Genomic DNA, 21,229 nt, shown 5'->3' with positions numbered 1-21,229 from the left:
GCCATGACAGATTTCAGGACAGAAAAAGACAGCCTGGGCGAAGTTCACGTGCCTGCAGATGCACTCTGGGGCGCGCAGACGCAGCGGGCTGTGGAGAATTTTCCGGTCAGCGGGCTTGCCATGCCGCCTGCCTTCATCGCAGCGGTCGTGCGTATCAAGCAGTCCGCGGCCGACGCCAATGCGAGCCTGGGTTTGCTGGATGTGCAGCAGCGGGATGCCATCGTTGGCGCCGGCGAGCGGATTATCGCCGGTGAACTTGCCGACCAGTTCCCGGTGGACCGTTACCAGACCGGCTCCGGCACCAGCACCAACATGAATGTTAATGAGGTGATCTCGGCCCTGGCCAGCCAGGATGGGGTCGAGGTGAACCCCAATGATCACGTCAACATGAGCCAGAGCTCCAACGATGTGATTCCCACGGCCATTCATGTCAGCTCGGTCACCGAAGTTCAGGAACGGCTTCTGCCCGCGCTCACGCACTTATGTGGCGTGATTTACGAGCGTGAAGGCCTGTTCAGCGACCAGGTGAAAACCGGCCGTACCCATCTGATGGACGCCATGCCAGTGACCCTTGGCCAGGAACTGCGAACCTGGCGGGAGCAACTGCTGGCCACGGAAAAGCGCCTGGACGGAGCCATTGACGATCTGTTGTCGATTCCCCAGGGCGGCACCGCCGTGGGCACCGGTGTGAATGCGCCGGAAGAGTTTGCCGGCCAGTTTGTAAAATCCCTGAAAGATAAAACCGGTTATGGTTTCCGTTCGTTGAATCACCGGTTTGTGGGCCAGAGTGCGATTGATGCGCCGGTTAACCTGTCGGCGCAGTTGCGGGGTCTGGCCGTGGTACTGACCAAGATAGCGAACGACCTGCGCTGGATGAACAGCGGGCCGATTCACGGGCTGGCGGAGATCAGCCTGCCGGCTCTGCAGCCGGGTAGCAGTATCATGCCCGGCAAGGTCAACCCGGTGATTCCCGAATCCGTGGCCATGGCCAGTGCCCAGGTGATGGGGCTGGACAGCACCAACGCCATTGCCGGTCAGTCGGGCAATTTCCAGCTTAACGTGATGCTGCCTCTGGTCGGCGCCAATCTGCTGGATATGATTGCGCTTTTGAGTAACGCCATGAAGGTGCTGGCGGACAAGGCGATCCGAGGGTTTACCGTTAACGCCGATAACCTGAACGAAGCCGTCGGTAAAAACCCGGTTCTGGTGACCGCGCTGAACCCGGAAATCGGCTATGCCCTGGCGTCTGACATTGCCAAGGAAGCCTATCAGACAGGACGCCCGGTCATTGATGTAGCGGAAGAACGAAGCGGCCTGGACCGGCAGCGGCTGGAACAGTTGATGGACCCATTGAAACTGACGAGAGGAGGTCTTGCCTGAACATGACTGAGCCCCGGGAGCCGAAATCGGCGCTGGCGATTTTTCTTCTGTTCCTGCGCCTGGGGCTCACCTCTTTCGGCGGGCCTGTGGCACATCTGGGGTTTTTTCATAACGAATTTGTGAAACGTCGGCAGTGGCTGTCAGATCAGGCCTATGGGGAAGTCGTGGCGCTCTGTCAGATGCTTCCCGGGCCAGCGTCCAGCCAGGTCGGGCTGACCGTCGGCTATCTGCGCGGGGGTTATCCGGGCGCAGTCGCGGCCTGGGTGGGTTTTACCCTTCCTGCGGCGCTGATTATGGCGCTATTTGCCTCTGGCCTGGCGCTCTGGCCGGAAGCAAGCGCCGGTGGCTGGGTGGTCGGCCTCAAGCTGTTCGTGATCGCGGTGGTCGCACAGGCGGTCTGGCAGATGGCGGGTAACCTCTGCCCGGACCGGCCCAGGCGCACGATTGCGGTGCTGGTCGCGGCTTTTCTATTATTCGCAGGCAGTGTCTGGATGCAGGCGCTGGCGTTGATCGTGGCGGGGGTTGCCGGCGTTTGCCTGAGCCTGCCTTCGGATAAAACCGGTGGCGATCTGGGTGTGGCAATCCGGACCCGCAAACCGCTGGTTTTTTTTGCCGTTTTTGCGGTGCTGCTGGTGCTCGCGTTTCTGCCGTGGCAGGCTGGCTCTTTTGCGGCCATAGCCGCTGAGCTCTATCGAGCTGGTGCGCTGGTGTTTGGTGGTGGGCACGTGGTTCTTCCCTGGCTTGAGGAAGGCTTTGTCGGTAGTGGCGCCATGTCTGCAGACACCTTTCTGGCGGGCTATGGCGTGGCCCAGGCCATGCCTGGGCCCCTGTTCAGTTTTTCCGCCTTCCTGGGCGGTGTGGAGGGTGGCTGGCCCGGCGCCCTGGTGGCCGTTCTGGCGGTGTTCCTGCCGGGTTCCCTGCTGGTTTTTGCGGGCCTTCCGCTGTGGCAGTATGTTCGTAGCCATAGCCTTGCCCGCTCTGCTCTGGCCGGGGTAAATGCTGGCGTGGTGGGCCTGCTAATTTCTGCCCTTTACGATCCGGTTTGGGTTTCGGGCGTAACATCTCCTGCATCAGTAGGTTTTGCGCTGATTGTCTGGATTGCCCTGGCCCTGTGGCGTGTGCCTGTCTGGCTGCTTGCGATGCTTAGTGGGCTGGTAGGGATGTGGGTATTCTGAATAGCAAAAATCAGAGGTTTATATGACAAGTTCCTGCGATATTTCCGGAATGAATGTTCCCCGCAGCCGGTTTCCTGACCCGGAGCAAGACCTGACCGATGTCGTTGGCGAGCAGCAACTGGTGCTGGGCGGCGGCTGTTTCTGGTGTGTTGAAGCGGTATTTCTGGCGGTGGAAGGTGTAAGCGGTGTGGTTTCCGGCTACGCCGGGGGTGCCCCGGAAACGGCCAATTACGAATCCGTCTGTTCCGGCCGGACCGGCCATGCGGAGGTGGTCGCGGTCCATTATGATCCGTCGAAAGTAAGCTTCGGTCAGCTTTTGAAGATCTTTTTTTCGGTGGCGCATGACCCCACCCAACTGAACCGTCAGGGTAATGATCGTGGCACCCAGTACCGGTCAGTGGTGTTCTATGAGAACGCAGAGCAGAAGCAGGTCGCGGAGGCCTACATCCGTCTGCTTAACGAGGCCGGCGTTTATAAAGAGCCGTTGGTGACAACCCTTGAGCCCTTGACAGCCTTTCATCCGGCGGAGGAATATCACCAGAATTTTGCCGCCAGGAACCCTTACCAGCCTTACGTGACAGCGGTTGCCACTCCAAAGATGGAGAAACTGGCGAGCAGCTTTCCTGAACGTCTGAAACCCGAGTTCACCAATAACACCTGAGGAATCACCCATGAGTACATCTGCTGCCGGGTACGACCTGACCCCGCTGACGCGGGAACAAATTGAGGAAAAGGCAGCACACTTGTCGGAGGAAGAGCGTAGAGTGCTGCTGGATCATGGCACTGAGCGCCCGTTCTGCGGGACCCTGCTGGACAATAAAACGGTGGGTGTTTACGACTGTCGCCTTTGCGAGCTGCCGCTGTTCAGTTCCGATTCAAAGTTTGATTCCGGCACTGGCTGGCCCAGCTTCTTTCAGCCTTTCGATACCGATCACATCCGTTATCTGGAAGATTCCAGTCTGGGCATGACTCGAGTAGAGGTACGTTGCCCGCGCTGCGACAGCCATCTTGGCCACGTATTCCCTGACGGCCCTGAGCCTACAGGCAAGCGTTATTGCCTGAACTCCGTTGCCATGACCTTCCGCGCGACCGGCGATTAACGCCGGTCAGGCAACCATGGTTGAAACCAGAAAGGAAGCATAGCCGACGTAGACGAGGCTGAGTATCAGGCCATCAAGGCGGGTGATGATTCTCGGCCTGCCGGTAAGCCCGAAGCCCATCAGCATCAGACCCAGGGTCAGGGCCGTCATCAGGGTCCAGTCTCGATAGAGAACGTCAGATTCAACCGCAAGCGGGTGAATGGTGGCGGCAACGCCAACCACAGCCAGCGTGTTGAAAATACCGGAACCAATGATGTTGCCCAGAATCAGGTCGTGCTCGTTTTTCTTGACTGCGGCCAGGGCTGACGCCAGCTCCGGCAGGGATGTGCCAATGGCAACTACGGTCAGGCCGATGATCAGGTCGCTGATACCCAGGCTCTGGGCGATAAACACAGCACCCCAGACCAGCATTCTTGAGCTGATCAATAGCAGCACCAGGCCAATAACCAGCCACATGATCGCCTTGTTCAGCGGCATAGGGTGGTCAATGATTTCAGTGTCCACATCGCCCGCCAGGGAGTCGCCTTTGCCACGAATTCCCTGAAAAATCGACCATCCCATCACCGCAAAAAACACCGCCAGCAGAACCCACCCGTCCAGGCGGCTCAGTTCGCCGTCAATCAGCTGGTACCCGGCAATAAACGTGAGCGCCAGCAACAGCGGCAGTTCTTTGCGAAGCACCTGAGAATGCACGGCAATGGGTGCGATCAACGCCGTTATGCCCACAATCACCGCAATGTTGGTGATGTTTGATCCATAGCCGTTGCCCAGGGCCAGCCCCGGGTTACCGTCCAGCGCCGCCATCGCAGACACCGCCAGTTCCGGCGCGGACGTGCCGAAGCCGATAATGACCATACCAATCAGCAGCGAGGGCATGCCCAGATGCTTGGCGGTGGCAGCGGCACCCTCGATGAAGCGGTCCGCGCTCCAAACCAGAAGAATCAGACCAAAGACAATAGCGAGACTGGCCAGAAGCATAGTGAAGCCTTGAGTGAATGCGTCTTGAGAATCATGAGCCAACGCATTCTAATCAGTTGACCTGCTCCCGGCTAGTCGTCGTAGACCCCGATAGAAAAGCACTCATTCAGAATCCCGTTTTATTATCGGTTGAAAAACCGGGATAATCGCGCCACCTATCGTACAGGGGCCGTTTGCTGATCGTAGGCGGCCCGCAGGCTTTTCCATAGCTAGGGTGATAACCAATGGCCGTTAGACAGGCAGACGTAGTGCTGATTGGTGGGGGCGTCATGAGCGCTACCCTCGGCATGATGCTCAGGCAGCTGGATCCGTCCCTGGACATCGTCATGGTGGAGCGTCTTGATCACGTTGCCCATGAAAGCACAGACGGATGGAATAACGCAGGTACCGGGCACGCCGGCTACTGCGAGCTGAACTACACCCCGGAAACCGACGATGGCGATGTGACCATCGAGCGGGCACTGAAGATTAACTCGTCATTCGAAGTGTCTCTTCAGTTCTGGTCCTACCTGGTCGAGCAGGGAATGCTTCCGGACCCGAAAACCTTCATCAACCAGACCCCGCATCAGAGTTTCGTCTGGGGTGAGAAAAACGTCGAATACCTGCGGCGCCGCTACCAGAAGCTGAGCGGCCACCACCTTTTTCGTGAGATGCAGTTCACCGAGTCTCCCCGGGTTCTGGAAGAGTGGATGCCCCTGGTGGTGCGGAATCGCGACCCCATGCAGCCGGTGGCCGCAACGCGAGTAGAACATGGCGCTGATGTGGATTTCGGCTCGCTCACCCGCAGCATGGTGGAGTACCTGGAAACAACGACCAATTTCGAATTGATGCTGAGCAGCCCGGTTCATTACCTTGCGCAGCGCGACAACGGGCGCTGGAAAGTACGGGTCAAGAACCAGAAAACCGGTGAACTGACCAAGCTGGAAGCGGGTTTTGTGTTTCTGGGTGCTGGCGGCGGCGCCTTGCCGATGCTTCAGAAGTCCAATATCGAGGAGTCGAAAGGCTATGGCGGTTTTCCGGTAAGCGGTCAGTGGCTGGTGTGCCAGAAGCCGGAAATCGTCGAACAGCATCGCTCGAAGGTATACGGCAAGGCCCCGATTGGCGCGCCGCCCATGTCGGTCCCTCACCTTGATACCCGGATTATCAATGGCAAGCCGGCACTGCTGTTCGGACCCTTCGCCGGATTTACCACTCGTTTCCTGAAACAGGGTTCGGTCTTCGATCTTCTGGGCTCGGTGAGCCCGACCAATCTTGGCCCCATGCTGTCGGTCAGCCGCACCAACATGGATCTGACCCGCTACCTGATCGGCGAGGTGTTCCAGTCGCACAGCGAGCGTGTGGACTCGCTGCGTAACTACTTCCCGGACGCCCAAGAAGACGACTGGAAACTGCAGGACGCCGGGCAGCGGGTTCAGATCATCAAGAAGTCGCCTGGCGGCGGCGGAAAACTGGAATTCGGTACCGAAATTGTTGCCGCCAAAGATGGCTCACTGGCGGCGCTTCTCGGGGCCTCCCCGGGCGCATCCACCGCAGTGCACGCGATGATTGATGTGATCGAGCGGTGCTTCGGTGACCGTATACAGTTGCCCGAATGGCAGGAGCGAATGAAAACCATGGTGAATTCCTATGGTCAGTCGCTGGTGGAAGATGAGCAATTGCTCAAAACAGTGAGGGGGCGGACGCTGTCTACACTGAAACTGGGCTCATATTCTTAATTGTTCTAATACACCGGAAAGCGCTGGCATCACAGGCTAAACAGCCTGACGTGCCAGCGCTTTTTGTTTTCTAGAGCGCTCGTGAGTTGCGATTTGATCTCAAAGCGTTAGTTTATAAGAACATTCAACGAGGAGAACGCATATGAGTGAGCAAAAGTACGATCCCAATAAAGGATACGTCGCGCTCCTGGGCTGGAGCCTGAATGCGATCGAAGCTGCAGACAAGTTTGATCGTCGCTACGTTGTCGTAGCGCCGGACTGGGCGGAAGCCTACTGTAAGGAGCACGACATTCCCTATGTGCCCTGGAACTTCGAGCGCCTCAATGACCGTTCTGTAGAAATCGCGCAGACCCTCAAGGAGATGGGCGTAGATGTGGCCATTCCGTTATTTGAGGAAACCGTGGAATGGGCAGGCGCCATCAACTCGGTTTTGATGGACCAGCCCAAGCTGTTCGGCCAGTCCATGCTGCTGCGTGACAAGGCTCTGATGAAGCGCCGGGCCCAGCTGGGCGGCATCCGCGTCGGCATCTTCGAGGAAGCCCACGACCGAGACGACGTCATCCGCTTCCTCAAGCGGGTCAACCAGACCCTGCTGAAGCTGGACGGTGATCCCAACGACCCGATTCACCTCAAGGCATTCGACAAGGCTGGCTGCCTGGGCCACCGGGTGATTCGTACCCCGGACGAGGTGGATACCATCCCGGAAGAAGAGTTCCCGGTACTGATGGAATCCCACCTGGACGGCTGGGAGTTCGCCGTTGAGGCCTGGATCCACAACGGTAAGGTCGCGTTCCTGAACATTTCCGAGTACGTGACCCTGGGTTATTCAGTGTTCGTACCCGCGACGCCGGATCTTGAGAAGTATCGCGAGCAGATTACCCGCGAGATCGAAAAGCTGATCAAGACTTTCGACATTGAGTTTGGCTTTATCCACCCCGAGTATTTTGTCACCAGTGACAGCACCATGTACTTCGGCGAGGTGGCCTATCGTCCGCCCGGTTTCAAGGTGTTTGAACTGCTGGAGAAATCCTATGGCTTCAATGCCTATCAGGGCATGATCATGTGCTTTGACCCGAAGACCACCGAAGAAGAGGTCAAGGCCTTCTTCCCGAAAGAGGTGGTGGACGCGAAAGGTTACGCCGGCTGCTTCGGTGTGTACCCGCGCCGCCGTGTGGTCAGCAAGCTGGAAATGCCCGAAGAAACGGAAAACCACCCGTACTTCGAGTCTCACGAGCTGACACCGCCGCTGGAAGAAACCGTCACCAAGCGGACCGCCTTTGGCACCCATTGGGGCCTGGTGTATTTCTTCGGCGACGATGCCTACACCATGCGTGATTTGCTGAAACACCAGGAAGAACTGGATTTCTATGTATAATTCCGTAAGGAATCTACAACAACGGGCCTGGTCCAGGTCCTGAGGAAATCGTTTGAGCAGTTCCGACGCTGGAAACCCGGCACCTGTCGTTGATTTCGATAAGCTGGTTCAGCGACTGGACGATGCGATTACGGCTCTCGATGAGAGCCGGTCCTTTGCCAAAGCCGGCAAGTTGCCCCGGGTGTTCGATACGGTTCGCCGGGTGCTGCTTCAGCCGGGCGGATGCCAGGCGATTCAGGACCGCGCAGAGCGGCTTGAGAAGGCTGGTGTCTTTCTGGGCACAGACTGGGCGGAACCGTCCATTCTGTTGCCCCAGTTAACCACCTATTCCCTTCAAAGCACCGAGGCCGATACGGTCATCGTTGAAGCCATGAGCGAACTGCGGCTGCTGTCCGTCGCCCTTGGCCACTATGCCCACGACTCTGTGTCTGCCGAGCAGGCGCACCATTACCTGACCCAGGTTCTTGCCATCAACCTCCCGATGCTGTTCGGTGAGGGCGGCGAGACCGAGCGTGAACAGGGCAAGCTGGCGGTGATCAGCCGTTCCCTGGTTCAGCATGTGGCGTCACAGATCGGTTATGAACACGTCATCGACCGCCTGATTGACGAAATCTGGCGCATCCTTCAACAACGGCCGATTCAGGTGAACAGTGTTCGCCAGATGATTACCCAGATCGCCCTGTGCCGCAGTGATCCGGGCGTAGACCTTGGCAGCGCCGGTCAGGGGGCAGAACGTCTGATTTCAAGCCTTTACGGGCCGACCCAGGCCTGCCGCGAAGATCCGGGTGTGGCGGTTTATGAAGAACGCCTGAGCCACATGGATTCCAGCGCGCTGCAGGGTGAAGCCACCGGGTTTGCCCGATCGATGCACGACACCGGGCTGGTCTCTCCCTATCACGCCAGCTTCATGCGGTTCATTCTTGAGAACCAGGATTCGCTGATTGCGGAATCGCTGGGGCTTTCCATGACCGGGCGCGACTGCCTTCTGCGTTACCGTGACCTGGTTCTGACGCTGATTCGCGAAGGTGTGTTCCCGGAGACATCACAAGGTATTTATGGCCTTGCGCTGCTGCTCGAGCGGGGCATTCTGTACCAGCCACCGGTCGAGCCGGCGCTCTGGCGACAGACGGCACTGTCGATATGCCCGGAAGCCCGCCACCGCCTGGAGCTGGCCTTTGGCTATCAACCCCAGCCCAAAGCCTGGCTGATACAGGGGGTTCTGAACATGCTGGGCCAACCGCTGGGCGTGGGGCAGGGCAACAACCCGACCTGTCAGGCCGCCCGGGCACTGTCCATGTGGGCCTACAATGACCCGGATTATCTGTTGCAGATGGTCACCTGGGCAGCACGGGATAACGAGATCATCATGCATTTCGAGGGTACACCGGTGTCATCCGCCAGCAGTCGCGGAGGCGTTGCCTCCGAGGTAACCATCGATCTCGATCCGGTGTCACTGGTGGTTGTGCCCCACCTTGACCGAATCTACGCCGAGATGGGACGCCTCTGCATCGGCCGTGACGGCGATCCTCACCGGTGGGTGAATCCCGAATTCCATGGCTGGTCAGCGGGCCGGGGCTTTCGTATCAACGTGGACGTTGCCACCGGTAAGCTGGACAACCTGGAAGAGTTTTTGCGGCATTTTTATGCCAGCTATCATCCTGATTACAACGGCAATCAGCCGCTGGTTCATCCACAGCCTGCGGGTGTTGCGGTGACAGACAGCGCCGCAAGGTTTATCGGCTGGCACGCCATTACCATCCTGCGAATCGCGCGGGACCCGGAAGGGGTCATGCGGGTCTATTTCTATAACCCGAACAACGACAGCGGGCAACACTGGGGGGGTGATGTACAGGTCAGCACCGCCAGAAAGGGCGAACGTTTTGGTGAAGCGTCACTGCCGTTCGAGCAGTTCGCGTCCCGTGTCTACATCTTCCATTTCGATCCGCTAGAGCGTGGCGAACCGGCGGAAGTAGGCGCAGAAGAACTGGCTCGGGTTATTGATCGTGTTCACCAGAGCTGGGGCCGCGACAGATTACCCGCCGATACGTTTCAGGCCGAACCGCCGGTTGTCTGAGCCGCCTGATTGCACCACCGCAACCAAAGAGGAACCAGAATGTCGTCAGAGGACAGCAGTAACCAGGTCAACGGTGAAAGCGGCGCCGAGCTGTTTATACGGGCGCTGGAAAGCGAGGGTGTTCGCTATATATTTGGCGTGCCGGGGGAAGAAAACCTGGACCTGCTGGAAGCGCTTCGCAAGTCCCGTATCCAACTGATCCTGACCCGTCACGAACAGGCGGCTGGTTTCATGGCGGCCACCTATGGGCGCCTGACGGGGCGGGTAGGGGTTTGCCTGTCTACCCTGGGCCCGGGCGCCACCAACCTGGTGACTGCGGCCGCCTACGCCCAACTGGGCGGCATGCCCATGATGATGATCTCCGGCCAGAAACCCATCAAGTCCTCCAAACAGGGGCTGTTCCAGATTCTGGATGTGGTGGACCTGATGCGCCCGCTGACGAAATACACCCGCCAGATCAGCAACGCCAACACCATTCCGGCAAAGGTTCGCGAAGCTTTCCGGCTGGCATCAGAGGAGCGCCCGGGTGCAGTCCACCTGGAGTTGCCGGAAGACATCGCCTCTGAAATCGCAAGCCCCGATACCCATATCTTCCAGCCCAGTGATGCCCGCCGGCCTACCGCCAGCAGCAAGAGCCTGGATACCGCGTGCGAGATGATCAAAAACGCCAGGCACCCACTGATCATGATTGGGGCCGGCGCCAACCGCAAACGGGTATCCCAGGCGCTGATCAACCTGGTCAATGCCAGTGGGATTCCGTTTTTCACCACCCAGATGGGAAAGGGCGTGGTGGATGAACGCCATCCCCGCTATCTGGGCAACGCTGCTCTGTCTGCCGGCGATTTCGTGCACTGCGCTATTGATCATGCGGACCTGGTCATCAACGTGGGCCATGACGTGGTTGAAAAGCCGCCTTTCTTTATGAAACACGGCGGGAAGAAGGTCATTCACGTGAATTTTTCCGGTGCCGATGTAGACCCGGTCTACTTTCCCCAGCACGAAGTGGTGGGAGACATTGCCAACAGTGTCGATTACCTGGCCGAGCGATGTGGGCCATGCCCAAGCCATGACTTCAGCCGGTTCATGGAAGTGAAAGCGGCGGTGGACGAGCACCTGGCCCAGAAGGCCGACGACGATCGATATCCGATCATCCCCCAGCGTATTGTCAGCGACGTCCGCAAAGTCATGCCGGATGACGGTATCATTGCCCTTGATAACGGCATGTACAAACTCTGGTTCGCCCGCAATTATCCCGCCTACGACAACAACACGGTGTTGCTGGATAACGCCCTGGCGTCCATGGGTGCGGGCCTGCCCAGCGCCATGATGGCCTCCATGCTCTACCCCGACCTGAAGGTGATGGCGGTGTGCGGTGATGGCGGCTTCATGATGAACAGCCAGGAAGTGGAGACGGCAGTTCGCCTGAATCTGAACCTTGTGGTACTGATCATCAATGACAACGCCTACGGCATGATCAAATGGAAACAGGGACAGGAAGGCTTTGAGGATTTCGGGCTGGACTATGGCAATCCGGATTTCGTGAAATACGCCGAGGCCTACGGCGCTGCCGGGCATCGGGTGACCCGTGCCGAAGACCTGCAGCCGACGCTGGAATCGGCCCTTTCTGCCGGCGGCGTTCACCTGATCGATGTGCCAGTGGATTACAGCGAGAACCGCCGGGTGTTCGATGAAGAATTGGTAAACCTCACCTGTAACCTCTGATCGCTGACGTATAATTGGCCGCACATACCGAATCAAAAGGCACTCAGATGAAGTACAGATGGTTGATGCTCGTTGTTCTGGCGACCCTGGTTACGGTGTTCGCGGGATGCTCCAGGCCCGAGACGCCACAGCAGGTTGCCACAGAATTCTGGCAGGCCCTGGCGGAAGGCAAGGCCGATGCTGCGGCAGAACTATCGACACTGGCCGATACCGCAACCCTGGAAGGTTTTGATGCTGGCACGTTCAATACTCTTCCGGAGTTTGGCCGTGTCGTCATCGAAGCTGACAAAGCGACCATTGAGACAGTTCTGGCGGCAAAGAAGTCTGCTGGCGATGCGGCGGAAGGCGCGCGTCGGGAGATTACCACCTACCTGGTGCGGGTCAATGACCAGTGGCTGGTGGACTATCAGCGCACCCAAGAAGCCGTGGCGAGCCGTTCACCCATTGAGGGCCTGAAGAGTGATATCAGCCGGTTGCGTGAACAGTTCGACGATGCGGTTGGTCGCTCATCTGAGCAGATTGCAGAACAGGTGGATCAACTGGCGAAAGATTTTGAAACCTATTCGGAAGAAACCGGCAGGAAAGCGGGCGAGGCGCTGGAAAATTTTGGAGAATCGCTGAAGAACTTCAGAAAAGAGATTGAAGAGAAGCTGGACGAGGCTGAAAAAGAGCGTCAGAACTCCCGCGAACCGGATCAGACTACGCTGGAACAGGCCTCAATCTGACTGTCCTGGCGTGAAAGATACAAAAAACCGGCAGCCTGAGAGGCCTGCCGGTTTTTCATTTTTAACAGAACCCTTATTTGACCTGACTGAAGTAGTCCGTCAGGCGGTCCTTGTTGGTTGCCGCAGCAGCGGTCAGTTTCTCAACCGCAGCTTTCGCTTCGTCGTAGTTGGTTGGCTCACCCACCTTGATAACACCTGCCATATTCAGCGGCGCATGGGGGGTGCACTTGTACACGTACACACCTTCTGCATCCAGCGTGACCGTGATTTCCTTGTTGATCGCGCCGGACCAGCTTTCCGCGCCCTCTGGAACGACCTCTGATACCGAGTTGTGGGCGGGGTCGGTCATCACGAATTTCACCGTGTCACCTTTCTCCGCTTCCAGGTAGCCAGGCTCGAATACCATGGCACCATCGGCACCGGAGTTCTTCATTTCCACCACATGCTCGGCGGCCATGGCACTGGTAGAAACCATTGCTGCAAAAAGGCCTGCAGTCATTGCGCTATGGAATTTCATCGTATTACCTCTCAGCGATGTGTGAATTCAAGATGGGATACGGGACGGGTGCCGCTATGGACCCCGCCCGGGGGTTCGTGAATCTACGGATGCCGGGGCGGGTAAACCCGCTTAGTGGCCCGGATGTCCGGTCAGTGAACCGGACGTCCGAGAGATTTCAGTGACACCAGCCGCAGGATGTAGGACAGCTTGATGGCCGTCGCAAAAAGCAGTGTGCCAATATGGGCTGCGATCTGAATAGACATGTTGAATTGGGCTGCAAATGGATAGGACACTAGCACGGTAACGATCAGTGCAAGGGTTGCCAGTAGCAGTGCTGTGTTGGCAAAGCCGAGTAGTTTCTCCATGATTCCTCCAGACCCTTAAACATACATACAAAATATATGTTATTGAATTGAGTTTGGCAAGACAAGCCTGAACGCGTAGAAAGAATAAAAACCAGAGAGGTCGTCCATGATTTTTGATTACGTGATTGTCGGTGGTGGCTCTGCAGGTGCGGTGATGGCCGCAAGGTTAAGCGAAGACCCGGACGTCAGCGTCTGCTTGTTGGAAGCTGGTGGCCGCGGCGACCATCTTCTGATTCGTGCGCCGGCAGGGGTGGTCGCGCTGATGCCTGGCCACGGCAAGATCAATAACTGGGCCCTGCAGACCGAGCCCCAGTCCGAGCTGAACGGGCGCCGGGGGTTTCAGCCTCGTGGTCGCGGCCTGGGTGGCTCCAGCCTGATCAACGCCATGTTGTATGTCCGGGGCCACCGGGCGGATTACGATGGCTGGGCGAGCCAGGGCTGTGAAGGCTGGGGCTGGGACGAGGTTTTACCCTACTTCCGCAAGGCCGAATGCCATGAAAAAGGCGCCAGTGAATTCCACGGCGCTGATGGGCCGCTTCACGTCAGCCAGCAGAAATCCCCCAGGCCCATGTCGAACGCGTTCATTGAAGCGGCTAAAGAACGTGGCTACCGGCCCAAGGATGACTTCAACGACGGCGACAATGAGGGAGTGGGCCTTTACGAAGTCACCCAGTTTCATGAACGGCAGCGAAACGGTGAGCGTTGCTCGACCGCCGCAGCCTATCTGCATCCGATCATGGAAGAACGGTCAAACCTCAAAGTTGTGACCGGCGCCCGCGCGACACGGATTGTTTTTGAGGGCAAGCGGGCGACCGGCGTTGAATACCGCCTGAAAGGCCAGACCTTCAGTGTCTCCGCCCATCAAGAGGTGATCCTGTCCGCAGGAGCTTTCGGCTCACCGCAGCTGCTTCAGCTGTCCGGCGTAGGCCGCCCTGAAGATATTGAGCCCCACGGCATACCCATGGTTCACGAACTGGCGGGTGTCGGCCAGAACCTGCAGGACCATCTGGATTTCATCCTGGCTTACAAATCTGACGACACCGACAACTTCGGTTTCAGCGCCCGGGGCATGATGGACATGCTGCGCCACACCCTTCAGTGGCGCCGGGATGGCACCGGCATGGTAGCCTCACCGTTTGCGGAGGGCGCAGCCTTTGTAAAGTCTGACCCTGCGTTGGAAATACCGGACCTGCAGCTTCATTTTGTGGTTTCCATTGTGGAGGACCATGCCCGGAAGCTGCACTGGGGACATGGCTTCAGCTGCCACGTATGCAATCTGCGCCCGAAGTCCCGGGGCCGCGTGTTCCTGCAGAGCGCCGACCCGATGGCCGAGCCGGCAATCGACCCAAAGTACCTGTCGGATCAACGAGACCTGGCCCTGACCATCAAGGGTGCCAAAATTACCCGTGAAATTCTGGAAGCACCGGCGCTGGCGCCTTATCGCAAGTCAGAGCTTTTCGGCATACACGATGACATGAGTGATGAGGAATGGGCGCAACACATCCGCGCCCGCGCCGACACCATCTATCACCCGGTAGGCACCTGCAAAATGGGTGTCGATGATCAGTCAGTGGTGGACTCTGAACTCAAAGTCAGAGGGCTGGAGCGTATACGCGTTGTCGACGCCTCGGTGATGCCTACCCTGGTGGGCGGCAACACCAATGCGCCGACCATCATGATTGCTGAGAAGATTGCGGAGGCTATCCGGGCTGGCAGGGAAAACCGGTCGAAGCCCTGAATTGTGTCAGGAGATCGAGGTGAGCGAACAGTCACCACAGGACCTGCCATTGGTGTTGGCCGGGCCTGTGCTCAGGCACACTACCCGCAACAGAATCACGCTCTGGCTGGTGGGGTCCAGCCTGCTGACCCTGCGTATGCGGCTGCAACCAGAAGACGGTTCCGGCCTGCCGTGGTTCGATTGCGTACTGACTGACAAAGAAGTTTGTCGGGTGCGTTTCGGGGCTTCCGCCTGCCTGCACCTGATCGAGGTTGAACTGGACGAGGCGCTACCGTCTAACACCTGCATAGGGTATGACCTGGGCGTATACCGCTCTGGGGCTGCAGAAAACGGCGACACTGCTGAATCCTGGATAGAAGAGTGGGCGCCACACCTGTGCATGCCGGGAACCCGATGCCCCAGCTTCGTCATCAAGGACCGGCTGGACCGGCTGATGCACGGCTCATGTCGAAAACCTCACTCGACAGCAGCCGATGGGTTAGTGCGGGTTGACGACGTGCTTCTGGAAACCCGGTCCGACATTTCAGAACGGCCCGCCCTGATGCTGATGACTGGCGACCAGATATACGCTGATGATGTGGCCGGCCCAATGCTAAGGGCGATCCACAGCCTGATAGAGCGCCTGGGTCTTTATGATGAAGCGCTCACCGGTGGCTCGAAAAGTAACAGTGCGGCGTTGCGGGAAGATTCGAATACCTATTTTCATCGGGAAAAGCTGCTGCCGGATACCGACAGTAACGAAGCGCTGGTCGATCGGTTTTTTGGCGGCGCCAGAAAGCCGGTGTTCACCACCGTCAATGCGCACAATCATCTGATATCGCTGAATGAAGTGTTGGCGATGTATTTGCTGGTCTGGTCGCCGGTGTGCTGGGAGCTGGTTAATACGGATCCGCCGACACTGTCTCGGGAAGATGAAGAGGTTTATCAGCGCCAGCAAACCGCCATCAGTGGATTTGTAGCAGGATTGCCCCGGGCCGCGCGGGCCATGGCAAACCTTCCCACCTACATGATTTTTGATGACCACGATGTGACGGATGACTGGAATCTGTCCGCTTTGTGGGAGCTTACCGCCTACGAGCATCCGTTCTCTCGCCGCATAGTCGGGAACGCTCTACTTGCCTATCTGCTATGTCAGGGCTGGGGTAATAACCCCGATGCTTTTGCCGACATCATGCCAGCGATCGAGAGTTTCATGGCGGCACGAACACCGGATAAAATGTTCGACGAAAACCGGCAGGACCAACTGATTGAAGGCCTGCTGAAATTCCAGCACTGGCACTATACCCTGCAGACCTCGCCCCGAATTGTCGTGCTGGATACGCGTACCCGCCGCTGGCGTAGCGAAACCAATCGGGCCAGGCCATCGGGCCTGCTGGACTGGGAAGGTCTCACCGAATTCCAGCAGGACATCATCGGCGAAAACGCAGTGATTGTGGTTTCACCGGCGCCCATGTTTGGCGTCAAGCTGATTGAAGCAATCCAAAGCGTATTTACGTTTTTTGGCAAGCCACTGGTTGTAGACGCCGAAAACTGGATGGCCCACCGGGGCGCAGCCAGTGTGCTGTTAAACATATTCCGCCATCCCCGCACACCGGAAACCTTTGTCATTCTTTCCGGCGACGTTCATTACTCTTTTGCCTATGACGTGCGCCTTCGTAACCGGCCGGACCAGCCCAGAATCTGGCAGATTACCAGCAGTGGTATCAAGAACGAGTTCCCTCACACTCTCATAGAGTGGCTGGACCGTATCAATCGCTGGCTTTACGCACCCTGGTCTCCATTGAACTGGTTTACCAAACGAAGGCGCATGCGGGTAAGCCCCCGCAAACCCCAAGGCCGGGATGCCGGCGAAAGGCTATGGAACGCTGCAGGCGTGGGATTGGTTAAGCTGGACGAGCATGGAGTGCCTACAGGCATTCATCAACTGAACTCACGTTCCGGCGGAACCCGCTTTCTGGATCCCGGTGGTGGACCGGACTGGTAAAGGCTTTCTACCCCGGTGTGCAGTCTCGCGAGATCAGAGTTTCAGAGAGAATTTACAGACATAAAAAAGCCCCGGAAGTCCGGGGCTTTTTGCTGTTTGGTGGAGACGGCGGGAATTGAACCCGCGTCCGCCAGTACTCAGCCTTGAGCTCTACATGTTTAGCGTCTCTCTATTGATTTAAGTTCAAGCGACCCGAGAGCCAGGGTGCAAGAACCGAGTTCTTTAAATCTTAGCCGTTAGCCAGTGAACTCTGGATAACGGAGCATCCCGTAAGCGATGACGTCCTGAGATGGTGCTTCTGGGCTACGGGCGACCCAGTCAGGACGACTAGCAGCTTACGCTGCTAGTGAGTAGTTTTCGTCGTTTGCGACTATTGCGTTGCAGCTTTGGATTAACGAGATTGGCTGCCATCTCGACATGCACCCAAGGGTTCGCCACCAGCGTCGAAGCCATGTCGTCCCCTTAACTCCAGTATATGTGGCCGGGTCAGCCAACTTCAAGGGCTTTCACGGATTGTTCGTCGTCCTGGCTCTGTTTCTCCAGCGCCCAGTTATAAAGTTCAATGAAACTGTCGCGGAAGTATTCCATGGCGGATTCCGGGTCTACCGGAATATTGCGGTCGATGGTAATACCGAACTGCACTGTGCCGGCGTAGCTGAAGATGCTCATACCGATACCGATGTGCCCGCTCTGGGGAACCCAGAACATCGGTTGTTTCAGTTTGGCGCCGGCCAGGTACACGGGTTCTTTCGGGCCGGGGACGTTGGTGAGAACCGCCGAGGCCTTGTCGCTCAGGAGTTTCAGGGCCCGGCGTTCCAGTATATCCGGGCCCCGCCCGAACAGGTCCAGCAGGCTGTAGGTCACCTGAGCCTGATACGAACGCTTCAGGCGATTCATGTTGTGCTGGATCTGGCGAAACCGCATGACCGGATTGCTGACCTCAACGGGCAGTGTCACCAGCACCAGCCCGAAGTGGTTGCCCAACGTTTCGATGGGTTGATGCAACGGGCGCAGATTGAAAGGCACGGCGACCCGGATGCCACACTCCGGCGGGGTTTCCCCGGTGTTCACAAAGTGTCTTTGCAGGGCACCGGCGGCGGCACATAGCAGTACGTCGTTGGCGGTGCCTCGCAAGGCCCGGGCGCAGACTTTCACTTCCGCAAGGCTGAGTGGCTCGGCCCAGGCAACCTGTTTGCGCCCGCTCAATGCCGGGTTCAGGCAGGTTTTTGGTTCCGCTGGCGCCAGCCCCAGCTTGAGAAGGTCGAGGGAGATATTGCCTGCCGTCGACGCCAGTTTCATGGGGTAATCAGGCTCGGTGCGAAGCGATTTCATAAACAGGCTAGCCTGGTCTTTTGCGGCCTGACCGGTGCGGAACAGGCTGCGTGCTGCGTGGCCGAGCTTTCCGGCCCTGCGCCCCGGCTGACTTGCGGTGCCCGTTGGGCGTATCTGTCGCAGGGGGGACTCTGGCTGTCGGTCAGTCAGCGATAGCAGTACTCGCACCAGTGATATGCCATCGGCAATGCAGTGGTGTATCCGTACCAGCAGGGCGCAGCCGCCCTGGTACTGATCGATGTAGTGAATTTTCCAGAGCGGTCGCCGGAAATCCAGGGATGTACTGTTCAAGTCGCTGACCAGCGCCTGCAGTTCCTGCTTGCCAGCGTCTCCGGCCAGTGCGATGCGGTGAACGTGGTTGTCGATATGGAAAAGCGGGTCATCCTGCCAGTAGGTACGATCACCCTGATGAATTACCCGTTGTCTGAACCGCCGGAACTTAAGGAAGCGCTCATCAAGAACGCGTTTGAGGCGGTTAATGGAAAGCGCGTCTTCAAAGATCAGAACCGCAGAGATCATCATCGGGTTCTCGGGGCTTTCCATTCGCAACCAGGACCGGTCCACTGAGGACATCGGTGTCTGGAAAATGGGTGTCTGATGGGTCGGGGTCTGAACCGGTGCCATTACCTGCTCCTTCAGTGTCGTTTTCCCTAGGCTGCCCAGTGGGCAGCGACGACAGGAAGGTCAGTATAGGCCGGTCAGATTCTGATCGAAAGAGGATGCAGATGCGACATGATTCATGGCGTCAGAGATTGGTATCCCTGAGAATGCGTTGCTTCTGGCGGTTCCAGTCGCGCTCTTTTTCGGTGGCGCGCTTGTCGAACAGCTTTTTGCCTTTAACCAGCGCAATCTCGCACTTCACCCTGTTTTTCTTCCAGTAAAGTGCCAGCGGAATGCAGGTATAGCCAGCCTGGTTGACCTGGCCGACAATCTTGGCAATTTCCTTCGCGTGCAGCAGTAATTTGCGAGTGCGCGTCGGGTCTGCAATCACGTGGGTGGATGCGGCGATCAATGGCGTTATGTGGGAGCCAAGCAGCCAGGCTTCGCCACCTTTGAGCAGCACGTAGGCATCGGTCAGCTGGGCCTTGCCGGCTCGCAGGGATTTTACCTCCCAGCCAAGCAGGGCCAGCCCCGCCTCGAAGCGTTCTTCAATGTGGTACTCATGTTTCGCTTTTTTATTTAGCGCGATGGTGGCGCTTGGGGCGCCGGGTTTCTTTTTACTCATGAAGCGATAATCCGGGGTCGGATACGAATTTACCGGCCAGTAGGGTCGCCGGAAAAACGGGCATTGTAGCCCAGGACTGCCAGACCGGTCACGAAATTGAACCGGCAGTGAGAGATGCCAGTCGTGCGGTCGGGAAATCATCCGCTACAATGTGGGCTAATAATGCTGTGAAGGTACGGAATGCCAACCCCTTACGAAACCCACATTGGATCATGGACTCGCCCTACCACCTTCTTCTGGGCGGCACTGGGGGCGACCTTCGGGCTGGCCAATGTATGGCAGTTTCCCTATCTGGCAAGCCAGAATGGCGGCGGGCTGTTCGTGCTTCTCTATCTTGGTTGCCTGTTGCTGATTACCCTCCCGCTGATGGTGACTGAAACGACCATGGGCCGCTACGCCCGCCATGGCCTGGTATTGGCGATGGACGGCTTCGTGCGCAGCGCCCGCTGTTCCCGCTGGTGGCTGTGGGCAGGCCGGCTGGGCATTCTGGCCGCCTTCCTGGTGCTGTCCTTCACCGCCGTGTTTGGCGCCATCTCGCTCGCCTATGTTTTCTTCAGTGCCATCGGCCGGTTTATAAACGTCGGGGCAGGGGACGCATCAGACATTCTTGCGGGGCTGGTTTCGTCACCGGATGAGTATCGGGCCTTCATGGCCTGGCACGGTTTCTTTCTGCTGCTGGTGATCTGGGTTTCAATGCAGGGGGTTGTGCAGGGGGTCGAACGTGCGGTCCGGGCGGTTACGCCGATTATGGTGCTGTTTGTTGCGGTGTTCTGCGGATTCGCTGCATGGCAGGGTGAGTTTGGCCAGGCCGCTGATGCGGTGCTCAGTTTCAATGCCGCTGCATTGTCCTGGGAAAGCCTGAATTCGGCGTTGTTCCACGCCTTTTTCACCCTGGGTCTCGGCATGGGCGTATGGACTCTGTTTGGTGCCTATACGCCGGCTGAAACACGCCTCAAGCGTACGGTTCTGGCGGTGGTGTTGATGGATACGCTGGTTGCAATCGGTGCCGGGCTTGCCATTTATTCGGTGGTGCCCGGCGATCCGGGTATGTCCGGTGAGCGGGGCTTTGATCTGTTATTCCTGTCGCTGCCCGTGGCGATGTCTGACCTGCCGGGCAGTCAGTTTCTGTTGGCGGCGGTTTATCTGCTGATGGTTATGGTGGTCTGGAGTACGTCGCTTGCTCTGCTGGAACCCATCGTGGGCTGGTTTCGCGAGTGGACGGGTGCTCCCCGGGCGCTGTCTGTTTTTATGATCGGGTTGGCGGTATGGCTGTTGGGGTTGGGGTCGCTGTTTTCGTTCAATGTCTGGTCCGGCCTGGAGTTTGCCGGGGGGACCTTCTTTCGCTGGCTGGAACTGTTCACGGGTGGTTTGCTGGTGCCTCTGGTCAGCATTCTGATATCTGTATTCGCGGGTTGGTACCTCACCCGCAGTCTCGCTCTGAGAATGCTTGGGAATACACCTGGCCTGTTCAGCCGGATCTGGCTCTGGGTTATGCGCCTGGTTCTGCCGGTTGTGGTTGCCTATATCGGACTTCAGTACAGCTTTTCCGGTGTCAAGGCCATGTGTGACGGGGCGCCGGGAATACCCTGGTGTGAGCCGCAGTTGCTATTGGAGTCGCCGGTGTTTGAGCAGGATGCCGAAACCGGGGCAGATCCCGCCGGTGAAAGCGCTGAAGAATCCGGGCCAAGGACGGAAGATGGCCAGGCCCCGCCCTCTGACAGCCAACCGGATGACCGTGAACAGCCCCAGGAAGACGTGGCGCCGGGTAATGAGGACGTTCTGTTCCAGAGTGCGTGAAGAGCGGGTGAAGATTGCGTATTATTGCAACCCCAGATACTCCCA

General features: G+C 57.9%; 17 protein-coding genes and 1 other RNA gene. 12 read left to right on the top strand and 6 right to left on the bottom strand.

Translation table 11 applies throughout. From position 1 onward, the window contains the following. The first annotated feature begins 3 nt into the window (after nucleotides 1-3). From E5Q11_RS09975 to msrB, 4 genes are read left to right on the top strand one after another with little or no spacing between them, the layout of a single operon-like run. Nucleotides 4-1,380, top strand: a complete 1,377-nt coding sequence (locus E5Q11_RS09975) for a class II fumarate hydratase (RefSeq protein ID WP_135803235.1) — start codon at nucleotides 4-6, stop codon at nucleotides 1,378-1,380. Nucleotides 1,381-1,382: 2 nt separating this feature from the next. Beyond that, on the top strand, nucleotides 1,383-2,555 hold the full coding sequence (gene chrA / locus E5Q11_RS09970; protein ID WP_135803234.1) for a chromate efflux transporter: 1,173 nt from the start codon (nucleotides 1,383-1,385) through the stop codon (nucleotides 2,553-2,555). A gap of 22 nt (nucleotides 2,556-2,577) precedes the next feature. Next, nucleotides 2,578-3,216 (top strand): peptide-methionine (S)-S-oxide reductase MsrA, encoded by a 639-nt coding sequence (msrA, locus tag E5Q11_RS09965; RefSeq protein WP_135803233.1) that lies wholly within the window; start codon nucleotides 2,578-2,580, stop codon nucleotides 3,214-3,216. Between the two features lie 10 nt (nucleotides 3,217-3,226). Beyond that, the gene (gene msrB, locus E5Q11_RS09960; RefSeq protein ID WP_135803232.1) at nucleotides 3,227-3,655 is read left to right on the top strand and encodes a peptide-methionine (R)-S-oxide reductase MsrB; all 429 of its coding nucleotides are present in this window, start codon (nucleotides 3,227-3,229) and stop codon (nucleotides 3,653-3,655) included. 6 nt (nucleotides 3,656-3,661) lie between these two features. Here the strand turns inward: msrB and E5Q11_RS09955 are convergent, their stop codons facing one another. After that, a complete protein-coding gene (locus E5Q11_RS09955) occupies nucleotides 3,662-4,633 on the bottom strand; it encodes a calcium/sodium antiporter (protein WP_191964428.1) in 972 nt (323 codons plus the stop codon). Between the two features lie 224 nt (nucleotides 4,634-4,857). On the opposite strand from E5Q11_RS09955, the gene mqo reads away from it, so the two are divergent. The 5 genes from mqo to E5Q11_RS09930 all read left to right on the top strand — a co-directional run bounded on the left by mqo (nucleotide 4,858) and on the right by E5Q11_RS09930 (nucleotide 12,244). Continuing rightward, nucleotides 4,858-6,348, top strand: coding sequence for a malate dehydrogenase (quinone) (gene mqo, locus E5Q11_RS09950; RefSeq protein ID WP_135803231.1), 1,491 nt, complete (start codon nucleotides 4,858-4,860; stop codon nucleotides 6,346-6,348). Between the two features lie 142 nt (nucleotides 6,349-6,490). Further along, complete coding sequence (locus tag E5Q11_RS09945; RefSeq protein ID WP_135803230.1) at nucleotides 6,491-7,723, top strand: ATP-grasp domain-containing protein; 1,233 nt, start codon at nucleotides 6,491-6,493, stop codon at nucleotides 7,721-7,723. A gap of 52 nt (nucleotides 7,724-7,775) precedes the next feature. Next, the gene (locus tag E5Q11_RS09940; RefSeq protein ID WP_135803229.1) at nucleotides 7,776-9,797 is read left to right on the top strand and encodes a hypothetical protein; all 2,022 of its coding nucleotides are present in this window, start codon (nucleotides 7,776-7,778) and stop codon (nucleotides 9,795-9,797) included. Between the two features lie 39 nt (nucleotides 9,798-9,836). Further along, a complete protein-coding gene (locus tag E5Q11_RS09935; RefSeq protein WP_135803228.1) occupies nucleotides 9,837-11,519 on the top strand; it encodes an acetolactate synthase large subunit in 1,683 nt (560 codons plus the stop codon). A gap of 47 nt (nucleotides 11,520-11,566) precedes the next feature. Then, entirely contained in the window at nucleotides 11,567-12,244 is a 678-nt protein-coding gene (locus E5Q11_RS09930) for a hypothetical protein (protein ID WP_135803227.1), read from the top strand. Nucleotides 12,245-12,317: 73 nt separating this feature from the next. Here the strand turns inward: E5Q11_RS09930 and E5Q11_RS09925 are convergent, their stop codons facing one another. Then, a complete protein-coding gene (locus tag E5Q11_RS09925; RefSeq protein ID WP_210426306.1) occupies nucleotides 12,318-12,761 on the bottom strand; it encodes a pseudoazurin in 444 nt (147 codons plus the stop codon). A gap of 131 nt (nucleotides 12,762-12,892) precedes the next feature. Continuing rightward, complete coding sequence (locus tag E5Q11_RS09920) at nucleotides 12,893-13,108, bottom strand: hypothetical protein (protein ID WP_135803226.1); 216 nt, start codon at nucleotides 13,106-13,108, stop codon at nucleotides 12,893-12,895. A 106-nt stretch (nucleotides 13,109-13,214) separates the two neighbouring features. Here E5Q11_RS09920 and E5Q11_RS09915 point away from each other — a divergent pair, with 106 nt between their 5' ends. After that, entirely contained in the window at nucleotides 13,215-14,846 is a 1,632-nt protein-coding gene (locus E5Q11_RS09915) for a GMC family oxidoreductase (RefSeq protein ID WP_135803225.1), read from the top strand. Nucleotides 14,847-14,865: 19 nt separating this feature from the next. Continuing rightward, nucleotides 14,866-16,830, top strand: coding sequence for a metallophosphoesterase family protein (locus E5Q11_RS09910; protein ID WP_210426305.1), 1,965 nt, complete (start codon nucleotides 14,866-14,868; stop codon nucleotides 16,828-16,830). Nucleotides 16,831-16,927: 97 nt separating this feature from the next. Here E5Q11_RS09910 and ssrA read toward each other — a convergent pair. The 3 genes from ssrA to smpB all read right to left on the bottom strand — a co-directional run bounded on the left by ssrA (nucleotide 16,928) and on the right by smpB (nucleotide 19,387). Further along, nucleotides 16,928-17,292: a transfer-messenger RNA gene (gene ssrA, locus E5Q11_RS09905) on the bottom strand. Between the two features lie 24 nt (nucleotides 17,293-17,316). Next, the gene (locus tag E5Q11_RS09900) at nucleotides 17,317-18,684 is read right to left on the bottom strand and encodes a wax ester/triacylglycerol synthase family O-acyltransferase (RefSeq protein WP_404802760.1); all 1,368 of its coding nucleotides are present in this window, start codon (nucleotides 18,682-18,684) and stop codon (nucleotides 17,317-17,319) included. 223 nt (nucleotides 18,685-18,907) lie between these two features. Beyond that, nucleotides 18,908-19,387: an SsrA-binding protein SmpB gene (gene smpB, locus E5Q11_RS09895; protein ID WP_135803223.1), complete on the bottom strand. Its 480-nt coding sequence runs from the start codon at nucleotides 19,385-19,387 to the stop codon at nucleotides 18,908-18,910. Between the two features lie 180 nt (nucleotides 19,388-19,567). On the opposite strand from smpB, the gene E5Q11_RS09890 reads away from it, so the two are divergent. After that, nucleotides 19,568-21,184 (top strand): sodium-dependent transporter, encoded by a 1,617-nt coding sequence (locus E5Q11_RS09890; RefSeq protein ID WP_135803222.1) that lies wholly within the window; start codon nucleotides 19,568-19,570, stop codon nucleotides 21,182-21,184. Nucleotides 21,185-21,229 lie beyond the last annotated feature (45 nt).

This window comes from Marinobacter confluentis (assembly GCF_004785685.1).
Lineage (GTDB): Bacteria > Pseudomonadota > Gammaproteobacteria > Pseudomonadales > Oleiphilaceae > Marinobacter > Marinobacter confluentis.
Note: the sequence above shows the minus strand (reverse complement) of the source record. Positions and strands in the feature narration are given on the sequence as shown.

Coding starts and splice junctions, on each gene's coding strand:
- msrB (WP_135803232.1), top strand. CDS start 3,227: ATGAGTACATCTGCTGCCGGGTACGACCTGACCCCGCTGACGCGGGAA.
- E5Q11_RS09945 (WP_135803230.1), top strand. CDS start 6,491: ATGAGTGAGCAAAAGTACGATCCCAATAAAGGATACGTCGCGCTCCTG.
- msrA (WP_135803233.1), top strand. CDS start 2,578: ATGACAAGTTCCTGCGATATTTCCGGAATGAATGTTCCCCGCAGCCGG.
- E5Q11_RS09975 (WP_135803235.1), top strand. CDS start 4: ATGACAGATTTCAGGACAGAAAAAGACAGCCTGGGCGAAGTTCACGTG.
- E5Q11_RS09900 (WP_404802760.1), bottom strand. CDS start 18,684: ATGATGATCTCTGCGGTTCTGATCTTTGAAGACGCGCTTTCCATTAAC.
- E5Q11_RS09930 (WP_135803227.1), top strand. CDS start 11,567: ATGAAGTACAGATGGTTGATGCTCGTTGTTCTGGCGACCCTGGTTACG.
- smpB (WP_135803223.1), bottom strand. CDS start 19,387: ATGAGTAAAAAGAAACCCGGCGCCCCAAGCGCCACCATCGCGCTAAAT.
- E5Q11_RS09935 (WP_135803228.1), top strand. CDS start 9,837: ATGTCGTCAGAGGACAGCAGTAACCAGGTCAACGGTGAAAGCGGCGCC.
- E5Q11_RS09920 (WP_135803226.1), bottom strand. CDS start 13,108: ATGGAGAAACTACTCGGCTTTGCCAACACAGCACTGCTACTGGCAACC.
- E5Q11_RS09925 (WP_210426306.1), bottom strand. CDS start 12,761: ATGAAATTCCATAGCGCAATGACTGCAGGCCTTTTTGCAGCAATGGTT.
- E5Q11_RS09890 (WP_135803222.1), top strand. CDS start 19,568: ATGCCAACCCCTTACGAAACCCACATTGGATCATGGACTCGCCCTACC.
- E5Q11_RS09955 (WP_191964428.1), bottom strand. CDS start 4,633: ATGCTTCTGGCCAGTCTCGCTATTGTCTTTGGTCTGATTCTTCTGGTT.
- chrA (WP_135803234.1), top strand. CDS start 1,383: ATGACTGAGCCCCGGGAGCCGAAATCGGCGCTGGCGATTTTTCTTCTG.
- mqo (WP_135803231.1), top strand. CDS start 4,858: ATGGCCGTTAGACAGGCAGACGTAGTGCTGATTGGTGGGGGCGTCATG.
- E5Q11_RS09915 (WP_135803225.1), top strand. CDS start 13,215: ATGATTTTTGATTACGTGATTGTCGGTGGTGGCTCTGCAGGTGCGGTG.